Origin of the sequence: Escherichia sp. KTE114 (assembly GCF_000407765.1) — a bacterium.
GTDB classification, from domain to species: domain Bacteria; phylum Pseudomonadota; class Gammaproteobacteria; order Enterobacterales; family Enterobacteriaceae; genus Escherichia; species Escherichia ruysiae.
In genome coordinates this window covers 3751168-3777761 of sequence record NZ_KE136626.1, presented here as the reverse complement: position 1 = coordinate 3777761, position 26594 = coordinate 3751168, and the positions used below count along the sequence as shown (strand labels likewise).

At 48.1% G+C, this 26594-nt stretch carries 26 protein-coding genes, 3 tRNA genes and 2 pseudogenes; 22 read left to right on the top strand and 9 right to left on the bottom strand.

All coding sequences use genetic code 11. The features are described 5' to 3' along the window. From fliA to tcyJ, 3 genes are all read left to right on the top strand, one after another. Entirely contained in the window at positions 1 to 720 is a 720-nt protein-coding gene (fliA, locus tag WC5_RS03270) for an RNA polymerase sigma factor FliA (RefSeq protein WP_000839543.1), read from the top strand. Between the two features lie 45 nt (positions 721 to 765). Further along, the gene (gene fliZ, locus WC5_RS03275) at positions 766 to 1317 is read left to right on the top strand and encodes a flagella biosynthesis regulatory protein FliZ (protein WP_024192242.1); all 552 of its coding nucleotides are present in this window, start codon (positions 766 to 768) and stop codon (positions 1315 to 1317) included. Between the two features lie 87 nt (positions 1318 to 1404). Next, a complete protein-coding gene (tcyJ, locus tag WC5_RS03280) occupies positions 1405 to 2205 on the top strand; it encodes a cystine ABC transporter substrate-binding protein (RefSeq protein WP_000779810.1) in 801 nt (266 codons plus the stop codon). 34 nt (positions 2206 to 2239) lie between these two features. On the opposite strand, the pseudogene WC5_RS25460 reads toward tcyJ, so the two are convergent. The 3 genes and pseudogenes from WC5_RS25460 to WC5_RS0122730 all read right to left on the bottom strand — a co-directional run. Then, a pseudogene (locus WC5_RS25460) lies at positions 2240 to 2481 on the bottom strand (integrase core domain-containing protein); the annotation flags it as partial. Between the two features lie 23 nt (positions 2482 to 2504). Next, on the bottom strand, positions 2505 to 6476 hold the full coding sequence (locus tag WC5_RS03285) for an autotransporter outer membrane beta-barrel domain-containing protein (RefSeq protein WP_016231787.1): 3972 nt from the start codon (positions 6474 to 6476) through the stop codon (positions 2505 to 2507). Positions 6477 to 6794: 318 nt separating this feature from the next. Further along, a pseudogene (locus WC5_RS0122730) lies at positions 6795 to 7049 on the bottom strand (hypothetical protein); the annotation flags it as partial. A gap of 239 nt (positions 7050 to 7288) precedes the next feature. Between WC5_RS0122730 and dcyD the strand changes: the two are divergent. The 4 genes from dcyD to sdiA all read left to right on the top strand — a co-directional run bounded on the left by dcyD (position 7289) and on the right by sdiA (position 10660). After that, positions 7289 to 8275, top strand: coding sequence for a D-cysteine desulfhydrase (gene dcyD / locus WC5_RS03290; protein WP_001128249.1), 987 nt, complete (start codon positions 7289 to 7291; stop codon positions 8273 to 8275). Positions 8276 to 8289: 14 nt separating this feature from the next. Then, a complete protein-coding gene (gene tcyL, locus WC5_RS03295) occupies positions 8290 to 8958 on the top strand; it encodes a cystine ABC transporter permease (RefSeq protein ID WP_001158229.1) in 669 nt (222 codons plus the stop codon). Further along, positions 8955 to 9707, top strand: coding sequence for an L-cystine ABC transporter ATP-binding protein TcyN (tcyN, locus tag WC5_RS03300; protein WP_001273017.1), 753 nt, complete (start codon positions 8955 to 8957; stop codon positions 9705 to 9707). Before tcyL ends, tcyN begins: the two co-directional genes overlap by 4 nt. 230 nt (positions 9708 to 9937) lie before the next feature. Continuing rightward, complete coding sequence (gene sdiA / locus WC5_RS03305; RefSeq protein ID WP_001154263.1) at positions 9938 to 10660, top strand: quorum-sensing transcriptional regulator SdiA; 723 nt, start codon at positions 9938 to 9940, stop codon at positions 10658 to 10660. Between the two features lie 66 nt (positions 10661 to 10726). Here the strand turns inward: sdiA and yecF are convergent, their stop codons facing one another. Then, entirely contained in the window at positions 10727 to 10951 is a 225-nt protein-coding gene (gene yecF, locus WC5_RS03310; RefSeq protein WP_000106474.1) for a DUF2594 family protein YecF, read from the bottom strand. After that, positions 10938 to 11114 (bottom strand): hypothetical protein, encoded by a 177-nt coding sequence (locus WC5_RS25455; RefSeq protein WP_032147866.1) that lies wholly within the window; start codon positions 11112 to 11114, stop codon positions 10938 to 10940. The genes yecF and WC5_RS25455 overlap by 14 nt, the downstream gene beginning before the upstream one ends. 296 nt (positions 11115 to 11410) lie before the next feature. Here WC5_RS25455 and uvrY point away from each other — a divergent pair, with 296 nt between their 5' ends. The 7 genes from uvrY (at position 11411) to yecA (ending at position 15813) form a co-directional block, all read left to right on the top strand. After that, entirely contained in the window at positions 11411 to 12067 is a 657-nt protein-coding gene (gene uvrY / locus WC5_RS03315; protein WP_000611331.1) for a UvrY/SirA/GacA family response regulator transcription factor, read from the top strand. Then, positions 12064 to 13896: an excinuclease ABC subunit UvrC gene (gene uvrC, locus WC5_RS03320; protein WP_000116021.1), complete on the top strand. Its 1833-nt coding sequence runs from the start codon at positions 12064 to 12066 to the stop codon at positions 13894 to 13896. The genes uvrY and uvrC overlap by 4 nt, the downstream gene beginning before the upstream one ends. Before the next feature lie 56 nt (positions 13897 to 13952). After that, positions 13953 to 14501, top strand: a complete 549-nt coding sequence (pgsA, locus tag WC5_RS03325; RefSeq protein ID WP_001160187.1) for a CDP-diacylglycerol--glycerol-3-phosphate 3-phosphatidyltransferase — start codon at positions 13953 to 13955, stop codon at positions 14499 to 14501. 151 nt (positions 14502 to 14652) lie between these two features. Beyond that, a tRNA-Gly gene (locus tag WC5_RS03330) sits at positions 14653 to 14728 on the top strand. Positions 14729 to 14780: 52 nt separating this feature from the next. Next, positions 14781 to 14854: transfer RNA gene (locus tag WC5_RS03335), tRNA-Cys, on the top strand. A gap of 12 nt (positions 14855 to 14866) precedes the next feature. Beyond that, positions 14867 to 14953: transfer RNA gene (locus WC5_RS03340), tRNA-Leu, on the top strand. Between the two features lie 194 nt (positions 14954 to 15147). Beyond that, a complete protein-coding gene (gene yecA, locus WC5_RS03345) occupies positions 15148 to 15813 on the top strand; it encodes a UPF0149 family protein YecA (protein WP_000847897.1) in 666 nt (221 codons plus the stop codon). Positions 15814 to 15875: 62 nt separating this feature from the next. On the opposite strand, the gene tyrP is transcribed toward yecA, so the two are convergent. Further along, a complete protein-coding gene (gene tyrP, locus WC5_RS03350) occupies positions 15876 to 17087 on the bottom strand; it encodes a tyrosine transporter TyrP (protein ID WP_000797588.1) in 1212 nt (403 codons plus the stop codon). A gap of 190 nt (positions 17088 to 17277) precedes the next feature. Between tyrP and WC5_RS03355 the strand changes: the two genes are divergently transcribed. Then, positions 17278 to 17517: a YecH family metal-binding protein gene (locus tag WC5_RS03355; protein ID WP_000377222.1), complete on the top strand. Its 240-nt coding sequence runs from the start codon at positions 17278 to 17280 to the stop codon at positions 17515 to 17517. 37 nt (positions 17518 to 17554) lie between these two features. On the opposite strand, the gene ftnA is transcribed toward WC5_RS03355, so the two are convergent. Both ftnA and yecR read right to left on the bottom strand, forming a co-directional pair. Then, entirely contained in the window at positions 17555 to 18052 is a 498-nt protein-coding gene (ftnA, locus tag WC5_RS03360) for a non-heme ferritin (protein ID WP_000917207.1), read from the bottom strand. A 177-nt stretch (positions 18053 to 18229) separates the two neighbouring features. Continuing rightward, positions 18230 to 18553, bottom strand: a complete 324-nt coding sequence (gene yecR / locus WC5_RS03365; protein ID WP_000681530.1) for a YecR family lipoprotein — start codon at positions 18551 to 18553, stop codon at positions 18230 to 18232. A gap of 264 nt (positions 18554 to 18817) precedes the next feature. Between yecR and azuC the strand changes: the two genes are divergently transcribed. Both azuC and yecJ read left to right on the top strand, forming a co-directional pair. Then, on the top strand, positions 18818 to 18904 hold the full coding sequence (azuC, locus tag WC5_RS25005; RefSeq protein WP_077629254.1) for a stress response protein AzuC: 87 nt from the start codon (positions 18818 to 18820) through the stop codon (positions 18902 to 18904). 114 nt (positions 18905 to 19018) lie between these two features. After that, the gene (gene yecJ / locus WC5_RS03370) at positions 19019 to 19270 is read left to right on the top strand and encodes a DUF2766 family protein YecJ (RefSeq protein WP_000082134.1); all 252 of its coding nucleotides are present in this window, start codon (positions 19019 to 19021) and stop codon (positions 19268 to 19270) included. Positions 19271 to 19353: 83 nt separating this feature from the next. Here yecJ and WC5_RS03375 read toward each other — a convergent pair whose 3' ends face one another. Beyond that, complete coding sequence (locus WC5_RS03375) at positions 19354 to 19857, bottom strand: non-heme ferritin-like protein (protein ID WP_000246122.1); 504 nt, start codon at positions 19855 to 19857, stop codon at positions 19354 to 19356. Positions 19858 to 20646: 789 nt separating this feature from the next. On the opposite strand from WC5_RS03375, the gene araF reads away from it, so the two are divergent. From araF to otsA, 5 genes are all read left to right on the top strand, one after another. Continuing rightward, positions 20647 to 21636: an arabinose ABC transporter substrate-binding protein AraF gene (gene araF, locus WC5_RS03380; RefSeq protein WP_000548667.1), complete on the top strand. Its 990-nt coding sequence runs from the start codon at positions 20647 to 20649 to the stop codon at positions 21634 to 21636. A gap of 73 nt (positions 21637 to 21709) precedes the next feature. Next, on the top strand, positions 21710 to 23224 hold the full coding sequence (gene araG / locus WC5_RS03385) for an arabinose ABC transporter ATP-binding protein AraG (protein WP_016231784.1): 1515 nt from the start codon (positions 21710 to 21712) through the stop codon (positions 23222 to 23224). Between the two features lie 14 nt (positions 23225 to 23238). Then, positions 23239 to 24225 (top strand): arabinose ABC transporter permease AraH, encoded by a 987-nt coding sequence (gene araH / locus WC5_RS03390; protein ID WP_000100210.1) that lies wholly within the window; start codon positions 23239 to 23241, stop codon positions 24223 to 24225. 163 nt (positions 24226 to 24388) lie between these two features. Continuing rightward, positions 24389 to 25192 carry a trehalose-phosphatase gene (gene otsB / locus WC5_RS03395; protein WP_000138762.1) on the top strand — a complete coding sequence of 268 codons (804 nt, stop codon included), beginning with the start codon at positions 24389 to 24391 and terminating at the stop codon, positions 25190 to 25192. Further along, complete coding sequence (gene otsA / locus WC5_RS03400) at positions 25167 to 26591, top strand: alpha,alpha-trehalose-phosphate synthase (protein ID WP_010350964.1); 1425 nt, start codon at positions 25167 to 25169, stop codon at positions 26589 to 26591. Before otsB ends, otsA begins: the two co-directional genes overlap by 26 nt. Positions 26592 to 26594: the final 3 nt, after the last annotated feature.

The following is a 26594-nucleotide window of genomic DNA, read 5'->3' as shown; positions in this document are numbered from 1 at the left end:
GTGAAATCACTCTATACCGCTGAAGGTGTAATGGATAAACATTCGCTGTGGCAGCGTTATATCCCGCTGGTGCGTCACGAAGCATTGCGCCTGCAGGTTCGACTGCCCGCGAGTGTAGAACTTGACGATCTGCTACAGGCAGGCGGCATTGGATTACTTAATGCTGTTGAACGTTATGATGCCCTGCAAGGAACGGCATTTACAACTTACGCAGTGCAGCGTATCCGTGGTGCTATGCTGGATGAACTTCGCAGCCGTGACTGGGTGCCGCGCAGCGTGCGACGCAATGCACGTGAAGTGGCACAGGCAATAGGGCAACTGGAGCAGGAACTTGGCCGCAATGCCACAGAAACTGAAGTGGCAGAACGTTTAGGGATTGAAATCGCCGACTATCGACAAATGTTGCTTGATACGAATAACAGCCAACTTTTCTCTTATGATGAGTGGCGCGAAGAGCACGGTGATAGCATTGAACTGGTTACTGACGATCATCAGCGGGATAACCCATTACAGCAATTACTGGACGGTAATTTGCGTCAGCGGGTGATGGAAGCCATCGAAATGTTACCGGAGCGCGAACAGTTGGTATTAACGCTCTATTACCAGGAAGAGCTTAATCTCAAAGAGATTGGCGCAGTGCTGGAAGTCGGTGAATCTCGGGTCAGTCAGTTACATAGCCAGGCTATTAAACGGTTACGCACCAAACTGGGTAAGTTATAACTTAGGTAAATGCCGCACATTAATTTTGAATACCAGGAGTTCTTAATAATGGTGCAGCACCAGAAAAGGCGGCCATTGAGTCGCTATCTTAAAGACTTTAAACATAGCCAGACTCATTGCGCATATTGCCGTAAATTACTCGATCGCATTACTCTCGTTCGCGATGGCAAGATAGTGAATAAAATCGCGATATCTCGCCTTGATACACTGCTTGATGAAAATGGCTGGTATGAAGAACAAAAATCATGGGCGGCATTATGCCGTTTCTGCGGCGATTTACATTGCAAAACCCAGAGTGATTTTTTTGATATTATCGGCTTTAAACAGTTTCTCTTTGATCATACTGAAATGAGCCCCGGCACCGTGCGCGAATATGTGGTACGCCTACGTCGTTTGGGAAATTATTTAAGCGAACACGATATTTCCTCCGACCTGCTTCAGGATGGTTTTCTTGATGAAAACCTGGCTCCCTGGCTGCCCACCACCAGCACCAATAATTATCGCATCGCATTACGTAAGTACCAGTGCTACCAGATGCAAACCCGTGGTGACCTTACGCAGAAATCCCCCAGCCTGTCAGCTTCTGATATATATTAAATAAGAATAAGATGTAGCAGAGTTGTTTTTGTGTCTTCGAACAATGGCTCTACACTGCAAACCAACATAACAACATTCGGGGTGAATATGAAATTAGTACATCTGGGACGTCAGGCGCTGATGGGGGTTATGGCTGTGGCGCTGGTTGCGGGTATGAGCGTGAAAAGTTTTGCCGATGAAGGTCTGCTCAATAAAGTGAAAGAGCGGGGCACTTTGCTGGTGGGACTGGAAGGGACTTACCCGCCGTTTAGCTTTCAGGGCGATGACGGTAAATTGACCGGTTTTGAAGTGGAATTTGCGCAACAACTGGCAAAACATCTGGGCGTGGAAGCCGCATTAAAACCGACAAAGTGGGACGGTATGCTGGCGTCACTGGATTCTAAGCGCATTGATGTGGTGATTAATCAGGTCACCATCTCTGATGAACGTAAGAAAAAATACGATTTCTCTACCCCGTACACCATTTCCGGTATTCAGGCGCTGGTGAAAAAAGGCAATGAAGGCACCATTAAAACCGCCGACGATTTGAAAGGTAAAAAAGTTGGCGTTGGTCTGGGGACTAACTACGAAGAGTGGCTGCGGCAGAATGTTCAGGGTGTTGATGTGCGTACCTATGATGATGATCCGACCAAATATCAGGATCTGCGTGTAGGTCGTATTGATGCCATCCTGGTTGATCGTCTGGCTGCGCTGGATCTGGTGAAAAAAACCAATGATACGCTGGCAGTAACCGGCGAAGCCTTCTCCCGCCAGGAGTCAGGTGTGGCGCTGCGCAAAGGTAACGAAGACCTGCTGAAAGCGGTTAACGATGCCATTGCAGAAATGCAAAAAGACGGCACCCTACAAGCCCTTTCCGAAAAATGGTTTGGTGCTGATGTGACCAAATAATCACCTGCTTTAAGTTGACAGTTTTCTGTCTGTAAAACGCCTGATGAACTCCATCGGGCGTTTTGTATTTCAGTGCCAGGTGTGGTCGCTCATGGTTATAAATTGCCACGGATTTTTTTACCATTTCCTGGGGCTACGTCAGGTTTGTAGGACTCGAGAGTAAAACTCATTTTTCAGGATCTCATTTATTCGTTCAGCCAGTGCATTCTGGTCGCAGTCATAACCAACGGTCATTGAACAGGTTATCCCGTTTCTCTCATGCACTGACTGATAAAGAACTGGCCACTAAACTACCCGGTTCAGAATGTATACTTCACACCCAGCATGGCAGAGGCGTCGCTGTATCCCTCGTCACCGATCTGTACACCCACATTGCCCCACAGGTTCAGATGGTCATTTATCTGTCCCTCAACACCGGTTTTTACTTCTCCGATATTGCTGGCGCCGTCCTGATGTACCGTCACACCGTTCATGCGGATGCCAAAATCACGGGTGTTGTGCAGCCAGTTCACCTCAACGAACGGACGGAACTCATGGGATTTGCCGCCGTTCATTCTGTTGTGCCCCTTAATCCAGGTTTTCACACCCAGACGGGTACGGACGTTGCCATCACCGGTGCTTTCAACATGGGTACCATTGCGTTCGCGGTGCTCATCAGCTTTTACGCCCATCCAGATAACCTGAGCCTGAGGCTGGACATACCATTCGTTCAGACTGCCATGGCTACCGGTAAACTCACCGGCTTTCCAGGCATAACCGGTTTCCAGTGAGGCTGTCAGACCTTTTGATTTCCAGGATTCCCCCGGCAGGCCGTCACCTTTCATATCGTTATCGAACCAACTGTACTGTGCCCAGCTATCCAGATAAGCCCCGCTATGTGTCTCATCATTAGCATACCAGGTGGCATACAGACCTGTATTGTATCCTTTCACACTGCCTTTTGAACTGTATCCGGTACGTACAGAATCTGTATTGTTATGGTCATTACCGTAACCAGCCATAACCCCCAGATGCCAGCGGTCAGAGCTGTTCCGGCTCCACTGAGCCAGGTCACCGCCCATCTGCAGGACGTAACGGTTACCCTGTGTTTTCAGTTGGCCTGTACCGTCACGCCAGCGGTTGTGTCCCCCTTCATGGTGCATCCACATGCTGGTTTCTTTCTGCTCACCGGTAATCACATCAGTGTAATGCATCGGCCCCTGGCGTTCATAAAGACGGGATACGAACATGGTGTTTGCTGCAGCAATGTTCGCTGTGTAGGAGCCAGCTTCCGGACGCAGGTCGTTGTCATGACCACCCGGAGCAGGTTCAGGGGCAGGGGGTTGCATTGCTTTCAGAGCGCGCAGCAGGAACGGAGTGTTTTTACCACTGGTCAGATACCAGTTATCACGGTTGCTTCCCTGACCACGTCCCAGCGTGTAGTCATAAGCCCCGGCAGCGATACGCCCGGCCTGAATAAATTCAGCACTGTCAGCATTTCCGTCGACATGAATCAACTCAATACCGTTTAGTGTCTGTGCTCCGGTACCACCTGCATTTATAACAATCACACGTGTCTGACTGGAGGCATCGCCTCTGATTACAAGTTTGTCTGTTGCAGAGCTGTCATTTCCCAGAGCGGTGTTCATGAGCAGTATGCCATTATTACCGGTATAGTTACCCCCGATCGTCAGTACATTACCCGGAGCATCGGCTCTCAGGTCAAGAGTACCGCTGTTGGTTACGTTCCCGGCGACACCACCAGAGCCGGAGAGTGTCCCCTGCTGAGAGATGGTGACCTGGCTGTTGGCAAGCATGACAGGTGCATCAGCCTTGCCCAGAATCAGTGTGCCGGCAGTGTTAACCGAGCCTGCTCCCAGTCCGTCAGTATTAAGCACCTTCACCATTGCCTTTTCTGCGATAGTGGTGGTGGCATTCAGGGCGCGGGTGGCACCAGTAATATCGAACACGCCACCACTGATGTTCAGGGAGCCAGAGCCGATGAGGGTACCTGCAGACAGGCCTCCACCTGCGAGGGTCAGATTACCGCCATTAATGTTCAGTATGGAACCTGCTGCGCTGTTCAGTTTACCTGCGGTCTGGCTGTGACCGTTCATATCCAGCATGGTGTCAGCTGCCAGGCGAATCTCGCTGGTCTGTCCCAGAGCACTGTTGCTGTTCATGCGGACATTGCCGCCACGGATGTCTGTTACACCCGTGTAAGTGTTTTGGGAGGACAGAATCAGTGTTCCTTCGCCGGCTTTGGTCAGCGTTTTTCCATCCCAGCCATGAGATAACTGAACAGCATTGTTATCTGCAAGTCGTACCTTCAGCTCTAACACCGCGCCATTTCTCAGATCAAACGTGCCATATCCATTTCCTGAGGGGTCATTCCACTTCAGGGAAGAACTGACCTCTTTTACTGTCTGCCCATTACCACTAAGTGATGTTAAAACATAGTCTTCAGCACCATCACTCAGTAGATTATTATGCTGATAAATATTATTTTCAGAGAGCCCTGTTATGCCGTCGGAGGTCGTCAACACGCCGTACTCATTTTGCTTCCATATTGTCATGGCAGTATCAACATTAAGCACTGCACCGTTATTGAACTGAATACTGTTGGCAGTTAAATGACTGGAACCTGTGCTCATATTCAGCGATGAATCTGTGTCAAATACCGAACTTCCGCTAAAAGTGACATCAGCTCCCGAAACGGAAACATGTGTACCTGTACCCGCACTCAGATTGCCTTTTATCTCAGAGCTGGCGGAGTCTTTATTTGTAATGGACAGAGAATTACCATCAGCATTATTTACAGCACTATTCAAAATAATATCACCTTGAATGGTAGAAGCGGCGTAGAGATTCAACGAGTTAGTTCCACCATTCAAAGATATTGCGGTGTCACAATCTTGCCCTCTGTTACCAGATATCCCTCCAGCCCCGGAGAAGTTAGCGTTACCTTCCTGTCCTCCATTACCAGGAAAAATTCCGCCATGATTATTTATCGTAATATTACTCCCGGATATAGCAGTGCCACCATTACCTCCGTTGCCACCATCACCTCCGTCACCAGTATTTCCAGTATCGTAACTTTCACCGGGATTACCTCCATCACCACCAGTACCGCCATTTCCGCCAATAATATTTCCATAATTATTTATTTCAATATTATTTCCAGATATGGCAATCCCACCGGTACCTCCAATTCCACCAGTACCACCAGTACCAAGGGTAGTTGAACCAGCGTGTTCATATTCATCTGTACCACCTCTACCACCTTCACCACCAGTGCCCCCCTGTCCGCCAGTTATATTTCCCGTATTATTTATCTTAATATTATTACCATATATAGCAGTCCCCCCAATACCACCATTACCACCGCTACTTCCATTAATATTCTGATCGGTAGTAAATTCGACACTACCTTCGCCACCGCGAGCACCATCCCCCCCCTGGCCACCTGTAATGTGATTATTATTTGTTATCTCCATATTATTTCCGGATATGGCCTTGCCTCCATTCCCTCCGTTGCCGGCAGAAGATCCCCATACCGCCCACCAGGCACCACTACTACCTTGCCCGGCAGTGATATTTCCGTTATTGCTTATTTGAAGATTATTGCCAGATATGGCAGTCCCACCAACAGCAGGAGTCCCAGTTAAACCACCGCTTTCATCGCCATAACCACTGGCTCCAGGCATTCCGCCATTGCCACCCGTAATGCTTCCGTTGTTTGTAATGGTAAGATCATCTCCGGAAATAGCGGTACCCGCTTCACCTCCATCGCCTCCGCCATTACCATAACCTCCCCAACCACCCTTACCACCGGAAATATAACCAGAATTAACAAGAGTAAAATTATTTCCAGTAATGGCTGTACCGCCCTGGCCCCCTGCAGAGCCCATCTTAGTATGATCATCATCACCAGCCCATCCGCCTTCACCGCCACTAATGCTAGTACCGCTGTTAATTGTCAGGATATTTTCATTCTGTAACGAACCGGGTACAACATTAACAATGAGAGCATCTTCACCGGCCTCCCCATCATCATTATCCGGCCTGTCCTGCGAGCCATCAGCACCAATGATATTTTCAGATATTTCAGCAGGGTTTCCTTCAGAAAGAGTAACTTCCTTTTTAGCTGCCAAAGCAGGCTGAATGGCCAGAGTGGCAGATATAAGGCTGCATAGTAACGTTGTCTTCATTCCCTCTTGCGTTATGCCGAATGTTTTTCTGTTGTATATATATACATTAAACCTTTCTTTTTTATTAATTTTGATTTTCACAAAAGCTCCAATTTTTTCTTTAAGAATGGTGGGTTAAATTTTTTGACTGTGTAAATGTCATTGGGGAATAATATGTATTATCTAATCATCATACAAATGCTCGATGCGAGCATTATTGCAAATAAACAGAAAAAATCTATCTCAAGCAATCAGGTTGATTTTTTTTGATGAGTAATTTGAAATTGTAATGTTTTCTGGATGTTAGTTTGTTTATTGATTAGTGTAATTTTAGATAGTGAGTGTTTCTCTGCTTCTTTTATAGGAAAAGTGTCTAAAAATATTCTCGGAGAATATAATATTCTTTTCCTAAAAATAGACTTAGGTATAAATAATAATTAATGCAGAGATAATGATTACCATATTAATGAACGGGTATGGATAACCATGCTTGATCAACCTAAGATGCCAGGAGAAGTTATCCCCGTAACCAGGGGACATCAGATGTTCTGCTTTATGGATATAAGCAGCCTTTACACCGTTACGTTCCTGATGATCCATCGGACATTCAACAGTATCACGGGACCACAAACCTGATTCTATTAATGCACTACATGCCATCACCCGGAATCCGTGACTACTACAGTTGCCAGACGCTCAACGAAAGACCGATAAAACGCCAGAGTATGAATCACCCGCAGAGCGGTTCAACCAGTGTGTTGCATCCATCGGGTGAAATCACAGCCAGAAACGTGTCAACGCTGTTCTGGACGGGGCATAATGACAAAAAAGGTGCTTTAATTAGCGCCTTTTTTATTTAAGCGTTTTTTGCGTGCATAATAACAATATCACAACAACACACACCGGAGGCTTTTATGCCACTGCATAATTTAACTCGTTTCCCACGGCTGGAGTTTATCGGCGCACCAACGCCGCTCGAATATCTGCCGCGTCTTTCTGATTATCTTGGGCGGGAAATTTTCATTAAAAGGGATGACGTCACACCGATGGCGATGGGTGGCAATAAATTACGCAAACTGGAGTTTCTCGCGGCAGATGCCCTGCGTGAAGGTGCCGACACTCTGATTACCGCCGGAGCGATTCAGTCTAACCACGTGCGCCAGACGGCCGCCGTCGCCGCAAAACTTGGGCTGCATTGTGTGGCGCTGCTGGAGAATCCTATCGGAACAGCCGCAGAAAACTATTTAACCAACGGCAATCGCTTGTTGTTGGATCTCTTCAATACCCAGATTGAAATGTGCGATGCGCTGACCGATCCCAATGCCCAACTGGAAGAGCTGGCAACGCGAGTCGAAGCGCAAGGGTTCCGTCCGTACGTCATTCCGGTTGGAGGTTCTAATGCTTTAGGCGCGCTGGGCTATGTGGAGAGCGCGCTGGAAATCGCGCAACAGTGTGAAGGGGCGGTTAATATTTCTTCGGTGGTGGTGGCGTCGGGCAGCGCCGGAACTCACGCTGGACTGGCAGTAGGACTGGAACATCTAATGCCAGAAAGCGAACTGATTGGCGTGACCGTGTCACGTTCCGTTGCTGACCAGTTGCCAAAAGTGGTTAACCTACAACAGGCAATCGCGAAAGAACTGGAACTGAGCGCATCAGCGGAAATTTTACTCTGGGATGACTATTTTGCGCCTGGCTACGGCGTGCCGAACGACGAAGGCATGGAAGCGGTGAAACTGTTGGCGCGGCTGGAAGGCATTCTGCTTGATCCTGTGTATACCGGAAAAGCGATGGCGGGGCTGATTGATGGCATCAGTCAGAAACGCTTCAAAGACGAAGGGCCGATTCTGTTTATTCATACTGGCGGCGCGCCTGCGCTGTTCGCCTATCATCCTCACGTCTAGCCCCGGAAACGCTCATGCAAGAAAGTATACAACTGGTTATTGATTCTTTGCCGTTCCTGCTTAAAGGGGCTGGGTATACGCTGCAACTCAGTATCGGCGGCATGTTTTTTGGCTTACTGCTGGGATTTATTCTCGCGCTGATGCGCCTGTCGCCGCTCTGGCCCGTGCGCTGGCTGGCGCGTTTTTACATTTCCATTTTTCGCGGTACGCCGCTCATCGCGCAACTGTTTATGATCTACTACGGCCTACCGCAATTTGGCATTGAATTAGATCCGATTCCGTCGGCGATGATTGGCCTGTCACTGAACACCGCTGCCTATGCTGCCGAAACGCTGCGCGCCGCCATTTCATCTATTGATAAAGGTCAGTGGGAAGCAGCCGCCAGTATTGGCATGACGCCATGGCAGACCATGCGTCGCGCTATTTTGCCGCAGGCGGCGCGGGTGGCGCTGCCGCCGCTGTCGAACAGCTTTATCAGCCTGGTAAAAGATACCTCGCTGGCAGCGACGATTCAGGTGCCGGAGTTGTTTCGTCAGGCGCAGTTGATTACCTCGCGCACGCTGGAAGTTTTCACTATGTATCTGGCGGCTTCGCTCATCTACTGGATTATGGCGACAGTGTTATCGACGCTACAGAACCATTTTGAGAATCAACTTAACCGCCAGGAGAGGGAGCCAAAATGAGTGCCATAGAAGTTAAAAACCTGGTGAAAAAATTCCACGGTCAGACGGTACTGCACGGTATCGATCTGGAGGTCAAAACCGGCGAAGTGGTAGCGATTATCGGCCCGAGTGGCTCCGGCAAAACCACGTTGCTACGCAGCATAAATTTGCTGGAACAACCGGAGGCGGGGAGCATCACCGTTGGCGATATCACTATTGATACTGCGCGTTCGTTAAGCCAGCAAAAATCGCTGATTCGCCAGTTGCGCCAGCATGTCGGATTTGTCTTTCAGAATTTTAATCTGTTTCCGCATCGCACAGTGCTGGAAAACATTATTGAAGGGCCGGTGATCGTTAAAGGCGAGCCGAAGGAAGAGGCCACGGCGCGCGCTCGCGAGCTGCTGGCAAAAGTTGGACTGGAAGGGAAAGAGACCAGCTATCCGCGTCGTTTGTCCGGCGGTCAACAGCAACGTGTGGCGATTGCGCGTGCGCTGGCGATGCGACCTGAAGTCATTCTGTTTGACGAACCTACTTCGGCGCTGGACCCGGAGCTGGTGGGTGAAGTCCTGAATACCATACGCCAGTTGGCACAGGAAAAGCGTACCATGGTGATTGTGACGCACGAAATGAGCTTTGCTCGTGACGTTGCTGACCGCGCGATCTTTATGGATCAAGGGCGGATAGTGGAGCAGGGCCCTGCAAAAACCTTATTTGCCGATCCTCAGCATCCCCGCACACGCCAGTTCCTTGAGAAGTTTCTGTTGCAATAAAATAAGAAAAAATCAGCCCCGGCAGCTTTTTAGTCGGGGCGAAAATGTATTCCTGACTGCATAAATCGCTTAATAAATCAGCATAACTTATTAATAACATAAGAGAATGCTATGTCTTGCAAAAGTAATTCATTGTCTGAATAATATAAATTATATATAAATCTTATTTATGTGATAGTTTGAGTTATCAGTATAAATGATACTCACTCTCAGGGGCGTAGCGGTTAACTATGCAGGATACGGATTTTTTCAGCTGGCGTCGCACAATGTTGTTGCGTTTTCAGAGGATGGAGGCCGCAGAAGAGGTCTACCATGAAATAGAGCATCAGACTTACCAACTGGAGTACGATTTTTATTCATTATGTGTGCGTCACCCGGTGCCATTCACGCGACCGAAAGTGGCTTTCTACACCAATTATCCGGAGTCATGGGTCAGTTATTATCAAACCAACAACTTTCTCGCGATTGATCCGGTACTTAACCCTGAAAACTTCAGTCAGGGGCATTTATTGTGGAATGATGATTTATTCAACGAAGCACAGCCGCTATGGGAAGCCGCACGTGCGCATGGTTTACGCCGTGGCGTCACTCAGTATTTAATGCTGCCGAATCGTGCGCTGGGTTTTTTGTCTTTTTCCCGTAGCAGTACGCGTGAAATACCCATTCTTAGTGATGAATTGCAATTAAAAATGCAGCTATTGGTGCGTGAAAGTCTGATGGCGTTGATACGTTTAAATGATGAAATAGTGATGACGCCAGAGATGAATTTCAGCAAGCGGGAAAAAGAAATACTGAAATGGACCGCAGAAGGTAAAACGTCAGCAGAGATAGCGATGATCCTGTCAATCTCTGAGAATACTGTCAATTTCCATCAGAAAAATATGCAGAAAAAAATCAATGCACCGAATAAGACGCAGGTTGCCTGCTACGCAGCCGCAACTGGCTTAATATGATATCTATTACATTGGGCGTGCAAGATGCCAAACCGGCTGAAAGGTGAGCTTTCAGCCGGTTTTATATTACTGACGGTAGGCTTGTTTAATTTGCTTAACCGTTTTGGAAAATACCGCAGCCTGGGTTTCGTCTTCGATCAGCGCAAGCTGTTTTTCCATCTTTAACATCACGCGGCCCGCGTCAGCTTGTCCCATCGCCTGCAGCATCAGCGTCAGCATCGCTTTCAGGCAGGAGACTTCATTTGCCAGTTCTTGATTATTCTCGGCAGTAGAAAAATCAGGCGTACTCATTTATTTTCCTCGTCATGTTGCAATGAAAATTTGCGGTGAAAAATGTTAAGGCGGCGGAGTATACCATAAGCTTTGCTAAAAATAGCAGTGGTTGTTTTTTGCTCACGATATCAGCAATAGTAATAAAACAGGGAATATAACGCGTAATAAATATTTTTATCATGAATGTTTTTCGCACGTATTGTTCGGGTTAATTCATGTTACATATTCATGCCGCTGATTTTTCATTTATGCTGAATAAAGTCAATTTTTGTCACATTTCGGCGTTAGCCTTACTGCGAAACGAGCTGGCAAACCTTTGATGACGGACGTGACGATAACTCTGGACAATCGAATTTACAAAAACGAGAGAAAAATCGAATACCCACCATTTTTAACGTTTCAAAGTTGCAATAAAACCCGCTAATATACGAATGACTAACTATCAGTAGCGTTATCCCTATTTCTGGAGATATTCCTTTGATCAACGTTCTACTTGTTGATGACCACGAACTGGTGCGCGCAGGGATACGACGCATTCTGGAAGATATAAAGGGTATTAAAGTCGTCGGTGAGGCATCCTGCGGTGAAGACGCCGTTAAGTGGTGCCGGGCAAACACCGTTGACGTCGTGCTAATGGACATGAGTATGCCTGGCATTGGCGGTCTTGAGGCGACGCGTAAAATCGCTCGCTCGACAGCAGATGTCAAAATCATCATGCTTACGGTTCATACTGAAAACCCTTTACCAGCGAAAGTAATGCAGGCCGGTGCTGCGGGCTATCTCAGCAAAGGTGCGGCTCCGCAGGAAGTTGTGAGTGCGATTCGCTCTGTCTATTCAGGGCAGCGTTATATTGCTTCTGACATTGCTCAACAAATGGCATTAAGCCAGATCGAACCAGAAAAAACAGAAAGCCCATTTGCCAGTTTGTCTGAACGTGAATTGCAGATTATGCTGATGATTACCAAAGGCCAAAAGGTCAATGAGATCTCAGAACAGCTTAATCTCAGCCCGAAAACGGTGAACAGCTATCGCTACCGTATGTTCAGTAAATTAAACATTCATGGCGATGTGGAGCTGACTCACCTGGCAATTCGCCATGGTCTGTGTAATGCGGAGACATTAACAAGTCAGTGAGTGTTCAGTTTGACGCAAAAGCGTTTTTAAAAACCGTAACCAGCCAACCGGGCGTTTATCGCATGTATGATGCTGGTGGTACGGTTATCTATGTCGGCAAAGCGAAAGACCTGAAAAAACGGCTTTCCAGCTATTTCCGTAGCAACCTCGCTTCGCGCAAAACCGAAGCGTTGGTTGCCCAGATCCAGCAAATTGATGTGACGGTTACCCATACCGAAACCGAAGCTCTGTTGCTGGAACACAACTACATCAAACTTTATCAGCCGCGTTACAACGTTCTGTTACGCGATGATAAATCTTATCCTTTTATTTTTCTTAGCGGCGATACCCATCCGCGTCTGGCTATGCATCGTGGTGCAAAGCACGCCAAAGGTGAATATTTCGGCCCGTTCCCAAATGGCTATGCGGTGCGTGAAACCCTGGCGCTGCTACAAAAGATTTTCCCGATTCGCCAATGTGAAAATAGCGTTTATCGCAACCGCTCGCGTCCATGTCTGCAATATCAGATAGGGCGCTGTCTGGGTCCGTGCGTTGAAGGACTGGTGAGTGAAGAAGAGTACGCCCAGCAGGTAGAGTATGTGCGCCTGTTTTTATCCGGCAAGGACGATCAGGTACTTACTCAACTGATTAGTCGCATGGAAACAGCCAGCCAGAATCTGGAGTTTGAAGAAGCGGCACGTATTCGCGACCAAATCCAGGCGGTGCGACGTGTAACCGAAAAACAGTTTGTCTCCAATACAGGTGATGACCTTGACGTTATTGGCGTCGCTTTCGATGCAGGCATGGCTTGTGTCCACGTCTTGTTTATTCGTCAGGGCAAGGTGCTCGGTAGCCGTAGTTATTTCCCGAAAGTACCTGGCGGTACGGAGCTGGGCGAAGTGGTGGAAACCTTTGTCGGTCAGTTCTATTTACAGGGCAGCCAGATGCGCACCTTGCCGGGTGAGATCCTGCTCGATTTTAATCTTAGCGATAAAACGCTGCTCGCCGATTCCCTTTCAGAACTGGCAGGGCGCAAGATTAACGTTCAGACTAAACCGCGTGGCGATCGGGCACGTTACCTGAAGCTGGCGCGCACCAATGCGGCGACAGCGTTAACCACCAAACTTTCGCAACAATCTACCGTTCACCAGCGTCTGACCGCGCTTGCCAGCGTGTTGAAATTGCCGGAAGTGAAGCGGATGGAGTGTTTTGACATCAGCCATACCATGGGTGAACAAACGGTCGCTTCGTGTGTGGTGTTCGATGCTAACGGCCCGCTGCGTGCAGAGTATCGGCGCTATAACATTACCGGCATTACGCCTGGTGATGATTATGCGGCAATGAATCAGGTGCTGCGTCGGCGTTACGGTAAAGCCATCGACGACAGTAAGATTCCGGACGTGATCCTGATTGATGGCGGCAAAGGCCAGCTTGCGCAGGCGAAAAATGTTTTTGCCGAGCTGGATGTCTCATGGGATAAAAACCATCCGCTGTTGCTTGGTGTGGCGAAAGGAGCCGATCGTAAGGCTGGGCTGGAAACGTTGTTCTTCGAACCTGAAGGTGAGGGCTTCAGTTTGCCGCCAGATTCACCGGCGCTGCATGTCATTCAGCATATCCGAGATGAATCACACGATCACGCGATTGGTGGGCATCGCAAAAAACGCGCAAAAGTCAAAAATACCAGCACGCTGGAAACCATCGAAGGCGTTGGACCAAAACGTCGGCAAATGTTGTTGAAATATATGGGCGGTTTGCAAGGTTTACGTAACGCCAGCGTTGAGGAAATTGCAAAAGTGCCGGGTATTTCGCAAGGTCTGGCAGAAAAGATCTTCTGGTCGTTGAAACATTGATGTCTCTGTAGCAACATAGGGGTAATCTTACTGACAACAGATAGTTACCCGTCATTATGCAATTTAATATCCCTACGTTGCTCACACTGTTCCGTGTCATCCTTATCCCATTCTTTGTATTGGTCTTTTATCTGCCTGTCACCTGGTCGCCGTTTGCTGCCGCACTCATTTTCTGCGTTGCGGCGGTGACTGACTGGTTCGATGGTTTTCTGGCGCGTCGCTGGAATCAGAGTACCCGTTTTGGCGCTTTCCTTGATCCAGTAGCTGATAAAGTGCTGGTTGCCATTGCCATGGTGCTGGTAACTGAGCATTACCATAGCTGGTGGGTCACTTTGCCAGCGGCAACGATGATCGCCCGTGAAATTATCATTTCTGCTCTACGCGAGTGGATGGCTGAACTCGGTAAACGCAGCAGTGTGGCTGTCTCCTGGATTGGTAAAGTAAAAACGACCGCCCAAATGGTGGCGCTGGCCTGGCTGTTATGGCGTCCGAACATTTGGGTTGAGTATGCTGGTATTGCACTTTTCTTTGTGGCTGCGGTACTGACTCTGTGGTCTATGTTGCAATATTTGAGCGCAGCTCGCGCAGATTTGCTTGATCAGTGATCGTTTCGGCGCAAAATTCAGCAAACGATCAAAAGTGGTGAAAAATATCGTTGACTCATCGCGTCAGGTAAGTAGAATGCAACGCATCGAACGGCGGCACTGATTGCCAGACGATAATAAAATCAAGTGATTAGATGATTGCTTGATGAATGCGGGAATAGCTCAGTTGGTAGAGCACGACCTTGCCAAGGTCGGGGTCGCGAGTTCGAGTCTCGTTTCCCGCTCCAGTTAAAAGACATCGGCTTAAGCGGGTGTCTGGCTGAAAAGCCTGAAGAATTTGGCGCGTTAACAAAGCGGTTATGTAGCGGATTGCAAATCCGTCTAGTCCGGTTCGACTCCGGAACGCGCCTCCAATTTTTTCCCGAGCCCGGATGGTGGAATCGGTAGACACAAGGGATTTAAAATCCCTCGGCGTTCGCGCTGTGCGGGTTCAAGTCCCGCTCCGGGTACCATGGGAAAGATAAGAATAAAATCAAAGCAATAAGCAGTGTCGTGAAACCACCTTCGGGTGGTTTTTTTGTATCTGCCACTTATCGTTATACCCCTCTTATTTTTAATCACCAGGTAATCCACTCAAAAAGTATCTCTATGCCAGAGCGACATGTAAGATAGACGCTGGCGAGTCGAGATCCACAAGGAAAAGCGTATGAAAACGGGACCGTTGAACGAAAGTGAGTTGGAATGGCTGGATGATATCCTGACCAAATACAACACAGACCACGCCATCCTTGATGTAGCTGAGCTGGACGGTTTATTGACGGCGGTGTTGAGTTCTCCGCAAGAAATTGAACCAGAACAGTGGTTGGTGGCCGTCTGGGGTGGGGCGGACTATGTACCGCGCTGGGCGTCAGAAAAAGAGATGACGCGCTTTATGAACCTGGCTTTTCAACATATGGCCGATACCGCAGAGCGTCTGAACGAATTTCCTGAACAGTTTGAGCCGTTATTTGGTCTGCGAGAGGTTGATGGTCGTGAGCTGACGATCGTTGAGGAGTGGTGCTTTGGCTATATGCGTGGCGTTGCCCTCTCTGACTGGTCGGCATTGCCGGAATCCTTAAAACCGGCGCTTGAGGCGATTGCGCTGCACGGTACGGAAGAAAACTTCGAGCGGGTAGAGAAGCTGTCACCGGAAGCGTTTGATGAGAGTGTGGATGCCATTCGACTGGCGGCACTTGATTTGCACGCTTACTGGATGGCTCATCAGCAGGAAAAGCCTGTTCAGCAACCGATCAAAGCAGAAGAAAAACCGGGTCGTAACGATCCTTGTCCGTGCGGTAGTGGTAAGAAATTTAAGCAGTGCTGCCTGCATTAAGAGGTCACATTGGGTGCCAGAGTTAATTCTGGCACCCAACAAGGATATGTGAGGCTATTTAATCACCCCACTTCTGGTAACCATCCTGCTGCAATCAAAAATTGCACTCCAATCACGCCAATACCACAGAGAAACACCAGTGCCAGCGCCGGACGGCCGCCTTTAACCCGATAACCTGCTTGTGGATTATGCTTTCTGCTTTGCCAGGTCAGCAGGGAAGGGATAATCAACGCCAGTACAGCAAGCGCCACACCGGCGTAACCCAGCGCCATCACAAAGCCACGTGGGTAAAACAGAGCAAATGCCAGCGGTGGCAGAAAAGTAATTGCCCCGGTTTGCATTCTCCCGCCAACGCTATTTGAACGCTGAAACAGATCCGCAAGATAATCAAATAAGCCTAATGCTACGCCAAGGAAGGACGTTGCGAGGGCTAAGTCCGCAAATAAATGCACCGCCAGTTCGACATGCGGTGAGGCCACCACTTCGCGTAATGCCTGTAACAGCCCGTTTAGCCCGGCGTGATTAGCCAGCAGTCCCATAAAGGTTGTTGAATCAATGCTGCCCAGCGTCGCCAGTTGCCAGAATATATACGCCACCAGAGGGATCGCACTACCTGTAATAAATACCCAGCGCAGCTTGCGAATGTTGCCATCCATATAACTGACGATGCTAGGTACACTACCGTGGAAGCCAAATGACGTAAAAATTACCGGGATCGCAGACAACGCGAGTCCTTGTTGCAGCGGTAGAGTTAAAAGATTCACTTTATGAATATGCGGTAGCAGCAGTACCAGCATCACCACCAGAAAAATAATTTTGGCGCTAAACAGAAAGCGGTTAAATAAATCGACCAGCGACGTCCCGACACAAACCACACCACCGGCAACAAAAGTGAACAACAACACGCCAGCAGTTGCCGACACTGGAATACCGGTCCAGTCACTGATGCTGGAGGCAAGTAATTCACCGGCACCGCTAATGTACGCCGCTGTCAGGGCGTACATTAAAAACATCATACTGAAGCCAGTGAGCCACTGCCCATAACGCCCCAGATAGCGTTTTGCCAGCGTGCCCAGACCGGTATCTGCGGGGACATGCTGGTACACCTCCAGCAATAGCAGTGCGGTGTAACACATCAATGCCCACAGACCAACTAACAATGTCAATGTGACACTAAAACCGACGCCTGCTGCCGCCAGTGGCATTGCCAACATACCCGCGCCAATTGTGGTTCCTGCCACGATAAAAACACTTCCCAGAGTTCTGTTTTTCACGCTTTCTTCTGTCCTGACGATCTTTATGAGAGATATCTGCGGCGCAGATTAAGGCATTCTACATTTCTCGTCAAATCGACGTTACATTTACTGTAAACAAAAATGTACAATAAAATGCATTCGGAACTGCGCTGGCGCAAAGCCTTGATGAGCGGATATCGCTACGCTATGCCCTTTTTGAGGAGGAACGATGGACTCTATTCACGGTCATGAAGTGTTAAATATGATGATTGAATCAGGCGAGCAATATACGCACGCCAGTCTGGAAGCGGCGATCAAAGCGCGTTTTGGTGAACAGGCGCGTTTTCATACCTGCTCGGCGGAAGGGATGACAGCGGGAGAGCTGGTGGCGTTTCTGGCGGCGAAAGGTAAATTTATTCCCGGCGAAGAAGGGTTCTCAACCGATACAAGTAAAATTTGTCGCCACTGATATGAAACGGCGGCAGTAAATCTGCCGCCAGAATAGATTAGTTTTGCGCGTCGAGGGTAGAAAGTTCTTTATCGATGAAATAAAGACCTTCGCCGCTTTTACCGGCCAGACTTAATTTATCAATGATCGATTTGAACAATTTCTCTTCTTCATGCTGCTCAGAAACATACCATTGCAGGAAATTAAACGTTGGGTAATCCTGGTTGGTCATGGCGGCGTGAGCCAGTTCATTAATTTTCTGCGTGATTAATTGTTCATGCTTATAGGTTTCCTGGAATAATTCATCAAGTGAAGAATATTCAGCAAACGGGGATTCAACGGTATTAATACGCGGTAAGTTTCCGGTATCGGTCAGATAATCAAACAGACGCTGCATATGCGTCATCTCTTCCTGGGCGTGGCGGCGCAGAAATGCAGCCGCACCTTCAAAGGTATGATAGCTGCACCAGGCGCTCATTTGCTGATAAAGCAGTGAAGAGTACAGTTCCAGGTTCATCTGCTCATTGAGTTTTTCAATCATTTCTGGTTTCAGCATGATAGTGCTCCACAAAGGTTATTTTTGTTGCTGTGGCGCCACTATAATTTGTTATTTTATTATTTGCAAAAGGTAAAATATTAAATTCAATTATTAAAAATACGAATGGGAATAAAACGCATTAACGCTATTCGTGGGATTAATTAACCAGCGAAGCATCCCTCGCTGATTAAGGCTTTATTGATAAGTCGAGGGCATTAAATTTTGGCACTGATACGACAACGTAAATTCCGTATTCAGACATAACGCCCCCGCAAACAGACTACAGTTACTTACAGGTTGCCCAAACGCAATGGCGCGGGTAAACCCTGCGTGCTGACATGCGCGTTCCGCTATTCTTTGATTAAGATAGCTGTCAGTACGGGCGTGTTGTAAAAACGCCTGGTCATAAACGAGGCGTACAATACCGCTCGTGACATTAACCTCGCTCAATTGAGCCTGACGAGTTACGGTGCAGCCCGCTAATGTTAAAAGCGAAAAAACAATTATCAGATGTTTCATGTCACGGCCTGAAAAGGGAGAAGAAACAGGTATTGTACCTGCGTGCAGGATCAGGTTATGGACAGAAAAGACGACGGATCGGCGCTATTCCTTGCTTTTCCCAGAAGTCAGATGCTTTATGGCGACTTTGTGGGTTATCAATTTCATAACATTAAAGGGGTGTTTGTGTGATGTTAATCACATAAAGATTGATTTTTGTGATGAATGTCATATTATAAGTGCAAAGATAATAACACCTGCATAACAAATGGTCGGAGTACCTCAATGAAACTGCGCAAAATCCTGAAAAGCATGTTCGATAACTATTGCAAGACGTTCAAAGACGTACCGCCAGGCAATATGTTCAGATAACAAAAAACCTGCTTCGGCAGGTTTTTTTGTGCCCTGGTGATGGCGGATGTGACTATCGCTGTGGAGGGGAAGTCGCTACTATAGCGGCTTTCAAAATGCTATCAGGAGTTTACAATGTCCCAGCCGCTGAATGCCGATCAGGAAATGGTCTCTGATGTTGTCGCTTGCCAGTTGGTAATCAAACAAATTCTCGATGTACTCGATGTGATCGCACCTGTTGAGTTGCGTGAAAAAATGTCCAGCCAGCTGAAGAATATCGATTTTACTAACCATCCCGCCGCAGCCGATCCGGTAACGATGCGCGCTATCCAAAAAGCTATCGCGCTGATTGAACTGAAATTTACTCCGCAAGGTGAATCCCATTAAAAAAACCGCTGCTTCAAAGTATGAAGCAGCGGTTTTCTCAAAATTATTTGTATCCGGCGCATGTTTTAAAGCGCCGAACATGATTAATGTATCTGATGCGACACGACATTAAGAACATGCTGGTCGGTCTGGACAGGGCACATACCGGCAAGTTTCGCGCTGCGCACTTCATCAAGAATGGTTTGCAACAACAGGCCATCGTGCTGCTGTTCTTTTTCCAGATCGCGCAGGAAATCGACGGTAGAATCATCATTCAATTCTTTAGCTTCATCGGCTAATTGTGACAGCTTGCTTGAACGCTGCTCATATTCTTCCATCGTTTTTTGGAAGAGTTCTTCCAGAGAGTTAAGCTTTTCTCCTGGTACATCGATAGCTTTAACGATGGGAGTTGCTCCGATACTTTTCATAAAGTTAAACATGCGCATCATTTGCGTCACGTTACTTTGAGCCTGGGCGCGAAGGAAAGTAGCGGTGCCATTCAGACTTTGTTCAGAACACCATTTGCTCAGGTGAAGGTAGAGATTGGATGCGTAAAACTCGCGGTTCATTTGGGTGTTGAGTTTGAGAAGCATTCCAGTGGTTGCCATACCTAATATCCTTATATCCAGAAGACGTGAGGTGCAAGATGAATCAAAACACCGTAATTACTGCTTGCAGAATAATTCCTTTCTGCATATCCAAAATGTGATCGTGGAGTCAATTCTGACGATGATCTGAAATAAGCATAACGTCTGAACGAATATAAGAAAATCCTTAAATCACCGGATTTATATTTTTTTACATTTCATTGGTGAGATCAATTAGTTTGCAATAATTCCTAATGCGTCATATTGATGTATTTCATTGATATTAAAATGATTTCTTAATAACATGATGATGTTTTGATATTTTAAGGTGTTTTTTCGATTATGCGATAATGCTCTCGTTATAGCGTTACCTTTAATTAATAAATGAGGTGATAATTAATGTAGAAATTGATTGGTGCAAGGTTTAGAGACTTCTTTCTCCTTTCACTATTCAGCGCAAATGAACAACCTCTTGCCCGGTAATAATTAGATTAAAAAAGACACTCCCTGCCTCTCAAAGCACACCACAAGGATTTCCAGGCTAATGTCATGGATTATTCTGCTAATGCTTTTTTGATTTGTCAGACAATTACCGATTCCAGTATGTCATTTCTCGCTGAATTTATGCACGTTCTCACTGTAATTCTGCTATGTGATATTGCTCTCCTATGGAGAATTAATTTCTCGCTAAAACTATGCCAACACAGTCAATTATCTTTTCGATAAAGGTAATGCTTTGTTTTCCGATTGAATTAACAAAAGTTCTTAGTTTTTGCCCTACACAAAATGACGCTAAAGCTGGAGATAACCATGCACAAATTTACTAAAGCTCTTGCAGCCATTGGTCTGGCTGCCGTTATGTCACAATCCGCTATGGCGGAAAACCTGAAACTCGGTTTCCTGGTAAAGCAACCAGAAGAGCCGTGGTTCCAGACCGAATGGAAGTTTGCCGATAAAGCCGGGAAAGATTTAGGGTTTGACGTTATTAAGATTGCCGTGCCGGATGGCGAAAAGACGCTGAACGCCATCGACAGTCTGGCTGCCAGCGGTGCGAAAGGGTTTGTCATTTGTACGCCAGACCCGAAACTGGGTTCCGCAATTGTGGCGAAAGCACGTGGCTATGGTATGAAAGTGATTGCCGTGGATGACCAGTTTGTAAATGCCAAAGGTAAGCCGATGGATACCGTGCCGCTGGTGATGATGGCGGCGACCAAAATTGGTGAGCGTCAGGGCCAGGAACTGTATAAAGAGATGCAGAAACGTGGTTGGGACGTAAAAGAAAGTGCCGTAATGGCGATTACTGCCAACGAACTGGATACCGCTCGTCGCCGTACCACGGGTTCTATGGATGCGCTGAAAGCCGCCGGATTCCCGGAAAAACAAATTTATCAGGTTCCCACCAAATCTAACGACATCCCAGGGGCATTTGACGCCGCCAACTCCATGCTGGTTCAGCATCCTGAAGTTAAACACTGGTTGATTGTCGGGATGAACGACAGCACCGTGCTGGGCGGTGTACGTGCAACGGAAGGTCAGGGCTTTAAAGCGGCGGACATCATTGGTATTGGTATCAATGGGGTGGATGCGGTGAGCGAGCTGTCAAAAGCGCAGGCTACCGGTTTCTACGGTTCACTCCTGCCAAGTCCGGACGTACATGGCTATAAATCCAGCGAAATGCTCTACAACTGGGTAGCGAAAGACGTAGAACCACCAAAATTCACTGAAGTTACCGATGTAGTTCTGATTACGCGCGACAACTTTAAAGAAGAACTGGAGAAAAAGGGTTTAGGCGGTAAGTAATCTGCCGTAAAAATTCCCCTCTGCCTTTATTGTGCAGAGGGGGTGTGAAAGACCAGTGATTCACGGAGACGTTATGCAACAGTCTACCCCGTATCTCTCATTTCGCGGCATTGGTAAAACTTTCCCCGGCGTTAAGGCGTTGACGGATATCAGTTTTGACTGCTATGCCGGTCAGGTTCATGCGTTGATGGGTGAAAATGGCGCAGGAAAATCAACACTCTTAAAAATCCTTAGTGGAAACTATGCGCCAACCACGGGTTCTGTAGTGATTAATGGACAAGAAATGTCCTTTTCCGACACGACCGCTGCGCTTAACGCGGGTGTGGCGATTATTTACCAGGAACTGCATCTCGTGCCGGAAATGACCGTCGCGGAAAATATTTATCTCGGCCAGCTTCCCCATAAAGGCGGCATTGTGAATCGTTCACTGCTGAATTATGAAGCAGGTTTACAACTTAAACATCTGGGTATGGATATTGACCCGGCTACGCCGCTGAAATATCTCTCCATTGGTCAGTGGCAGATGGTTGAAATTGCCAAAGCTCTGGCGCGTAACGCCAAAATTATCGCCTTTGATGAGCCAACCAGCTCCCTGTCTGCCCGTGAAATCGACAATCTTTTCCGCGTTATTCGTGAACTGCGAAAAGAGGGGCGGGTGATCTTATACGTTTCTCACCGTATGGAAGAAATATTTGCCCTCAGCGATGCCATCACCGTCTTTAAAGATAGGCGTTATGTCAAAACCTTTACCGATATGCAGCAGGTTGACCACGACGCACTGGTACAGGCGATGGTTGGTCGTGATATCGGCGATATCTACGGCTGGCAACCGCGTAGCTATGGTGAGGAGCGATTGCGTCTGGATGCCGTGAAGGCGCCTGGCGTGCGTACGCCAATAAGCCTGACCGTTCGCAGTGGTGAAATCGTTGGTCTGTTTGGTCTGGTGGGGGCAGGACGCAGCGAATTAATGAAAGGCATGTTTGGTGGGACGCAAATCACCGCCGGTCAGGTTTATATCGACCAAAAGCCAATCGATATCCGTAAACCAGGCCACGCCATTGCTGCTGGCATGATGCTCTGTCCAGAAGATCGCAAAGCGGAAGGCATTATTCCGGTGCATTCCGTCCGTGACAATATCAACATCAGCGCCCGTCGCAAGCATGTTCTCGGCGGTTGCGTGATCAATAACGGCTGGGAAGCAAATAATGCTGATCACCATATTCGTTCGCTCAATATCAAAACGCCAGGAGCAGAGCAATTAATCATGAATCTCTCCGGTGGTAATCAGCAAAAAGCCATTCTGGGACGCTGGTTATCGGAAGATATGAAAGTCATTTTGCTGGATGAACCTACGCGCGGTATTGATGTGGGAGCCAAGCACGAAATATATAACGTGATTTATGCGCTGGCGGCGCAGGGTGTGGCGGTGCTGTTTGCCTCCAGCGATCTGCCCGAAGTCCTCGGCGTCGCCGACCGTATTGTCGTCATGCGTGAAGGTGAAATCGCTGGTGAATTGCTACACGAGCAGGCAGATGAGCGTCAGGCACTAAGCCTTGCTATGCCTAAAGTCAGTCAGGCAGTTGCCTGAGTAAGGAGAGTATGATGTCTTCTGTTTCTACATCGGGTTCTGGCGCACCTAAGTCGTCATTCAGCATCGGCCGTATCTGGGATCAGTACGGTATGCTGGTGGTGTTTGCGGTGCTGTTTATTGCCTGTGCCATTTTTGTCCCGAACTTTGCCACCTTCATTAATATGAAAGGGCTGGGGCTGGCAATCTCCATGTCGGGGATGGTGGCGTGCGGTATGTTGTTCTGTCTCGCGTCGGGTGACTTTGACCTTTCTGTTGCTTCGGTCATTGCCTGTGCAGGTGTCACTACGGCGGTGGTTATCAATCTGACCGAAAGCCTGTGGATAGGCGTGGCGGCAGGTTTGCTGCTGGGCGTCCTCTGCGGTCTGGTGAATGGTTTTGTTATCGCTAAACTTAAAATTAACGCCTTGATTACCACGCTGGCGACGATGCAGATTGTCCGTGGTCTGGCGTATATCATCTCTGACGGTAAAGCGGTCGGTATCGAAGATGAAAGTTTCTTTGCTCTCGGTTATGCCAACTGGTTCGGCCTGCCTGCGCCAATCTGGCTCACTGTCGCTTGCCTGATAATCTTTGGCTTGCTGCTGAACAAAACTACCTTTGGTCGTAATACGCTGGCGATTGGCGGTAACGAAGAGGCCGCGCGTCTGGCGGGTGTACCTGTTGTCCACACCAAAATCATTATCTTCGTTCTCTCTGGTCTGGTATCGGCGATTGCCGGGATTGTTCTGGCTTCGCGCATGACCAGCGGTCAGCCGATGACCTCGATTGGCTATGAGTTGATTGTTATATCAGCCTGCGTTTTAGGTGGCGTTTCTCTGAAAGGTGGCATCGGAAAAATCTCATATGTGGTGGCGGGTATCTTAATTTTAGGGACTGTAGAAAATGCTATGAACCTGCTCAATATTTCTCCTTTCGCGCAGTACGTGGTTCGTGGCTTAATCCTGCTGGCGGCGGTGATCTTCGACCGTTACAAGCAAAAAGCGAAACGCACTGTCTGATGCTTTTTTTCGCAACAATTTAGCTCTTTTTTCCATCACAGCCAGCCGCCACAACGGCTGGCTGTTCTTTTTTGCAAATGGCGAGCTACGTCACACTGTCTATACTTACATGTCTGTAAAGCGCGTTCTGCGCGAACTATAAAAAGATAAGGAGGAGTACCGGGTGACAGAACCGTTAACCGAACCCCCTGAACTATCCGCGAAATATGCCTGGTTTTTTGATCTCGATGGAACGCTGGCGGAAATTAAACCGCATCCCGATCAGGTCGTCGTGCCTGACAATATTCTGCAAGGACTTCAGCTACTGGCAACCGCAAGTGATGGTGCATTGGCATTGATATCAGGGCGCTCAATGGTCGAGCTTGACGCACTGGCAAAACCTTATCGCTTCCCGTTAGCGGGCGTGCATGGGGCGGAGCGCCGTGACATCAATGGTAAAACGCATATCGTTCATTTGCCGGATGCGATTGCCCGCGATATTAGCGTTCAACTGCATACGGCAATCAGCCACTATCCCGGTGCGGAAGTGGAGGCCAAAGGGATGGCGTTTGCGCTGCATTATCGTCAGGCGCCGCAGCACGAAGACGCCTTATTGACATTAGCGCAACGCATTACCCAGATTTGGCCGCAAATGGCATTACAGCAGGGAAAGTGTGTCGTCGAGATTAAACCAGGAAACACCAGTAAAGGGGAGGCGATTGCAGCCTTTATGCAGGAAGCTCCCTTTGTCGGCCGTAAGCCCGTTTTTCTGGGCGATGATTTAACCGATGAATCTGGCTTCGCGGTCGTTAACCGACTGGGTGGAATGTCAGTGAAAATTGGCACCGGAGCGACTCAGGCATCATGGCGGCTGGCGGGCGTGCCGGATGTCTGGAGCTGGCTTGAAATGATAACCAACGCATTACAACAACAAAAAAGAGAAAATAACAGGAGTGATGACTATGAGTCGTTTAGTCGTAGTATCTAACCGGATTGCACCACCAGACGAGCACGCCGCCAGTGCCGGTGGCCTTGCTGTCGGCATACTGGGGGCACTGAAAGCCGCAGGTGGGCTGTGGTTTGGTTGGAGTGGCGAAACAGGGAATGAGGATCAGCCGCTAAAAAAGGTGAAAAAAGGAAATATTACTTGGGCCTCTTTTAACCTCAGCGAACAGGATCTCGACGAATACTACAACCAATTCTCTAATGCCGTTCTCTGGCCTGCATTTCATTATCGACTCGATCTGGTGCAATTTCAGCGTCCTGCCTGGGACGGCTATCTACGCGTAAATGCGTTACTGGCAGATAAATTACTGCCGCTGCTGGAAGACGATGACATTATCTGGGTTCACGATTATCACCTGTTGCCATTTGCGCATGAATTACGCAAACGTGGGGTGAATAATCGCATTGGTTTCTTCCTGCATATTCCTTTCCCGACGCCGGAAATCTTCAATGCGCTGCCGACGTATGACACCTTGCTTGAACAGCTTTGTGATTATGATTTACTGGGTTTCCAGACAGAGAACGATCGTCTGGCGTTCCTGGATTGCCTTTCTAACCTGACCCGCGTTACGACGCGTAGCTCAAAAAGCCATACGGCCTGGGGCAAAGCGTTTCGAACCGAAGTTTACCCCATTGGCATTGAACCAGATGAGATTGCCAAACAGGCTGCCGGACCACTGCCGGCAAAACTGGCGCAACTAAAAGCGGAACTGAAAAATGTACAGAATATCTTTTCTGTCGAACGACTGGATTATTCCAAAGGTTTGCCGGAGCGTTTTCTCGCCTATGAAGCGTTGCTGGAAAAATATCCGCAACATCACGGTAAAATTCGCTATACCCAGATTGCGCCAACGTCGCGTGGTGATGTGCAAGCGTATCAGGATATTCGTCATCAGTTGGAAAATGAAGCCGGGAGAATTAACGGCAAATATGGTCAATTAGGCTGGACGCCGCTTTATTATCTGAATCAGCATTTTGATCGTAAATTACTGATGAAAATCTTCCGCTATTCCGATGTTGGATTAGTGACGCCGCTGCGCGACGGAATGAACCTGGTCGCGAAAGAGTATGTTGCCGCACAAGATCCTGCCAATCCGGGCGTACTGGTACTTTCGCAATTTGCCGGGGCGGCAAACGAACTGACGTCGGCGTTAATTGTAAACCCATACGATCGTGATGAAGTTGCGGCGGCGCTCAATCGGGCGTTGACGATGTCGCTGGCGGAACGTATTTCCCGCCATGCAGAAATGCTGGAAGTTATTGTGAAAAACGACATTAATCACTGGCAGGAGTATTTTATTCGCGACCTAAAGCAGATAGTTCCGCGAAGCGCGGAAAGTCAGCAGCGCGATAAAGTTGCCACCTTTCCGAAACTGGCGTAATCG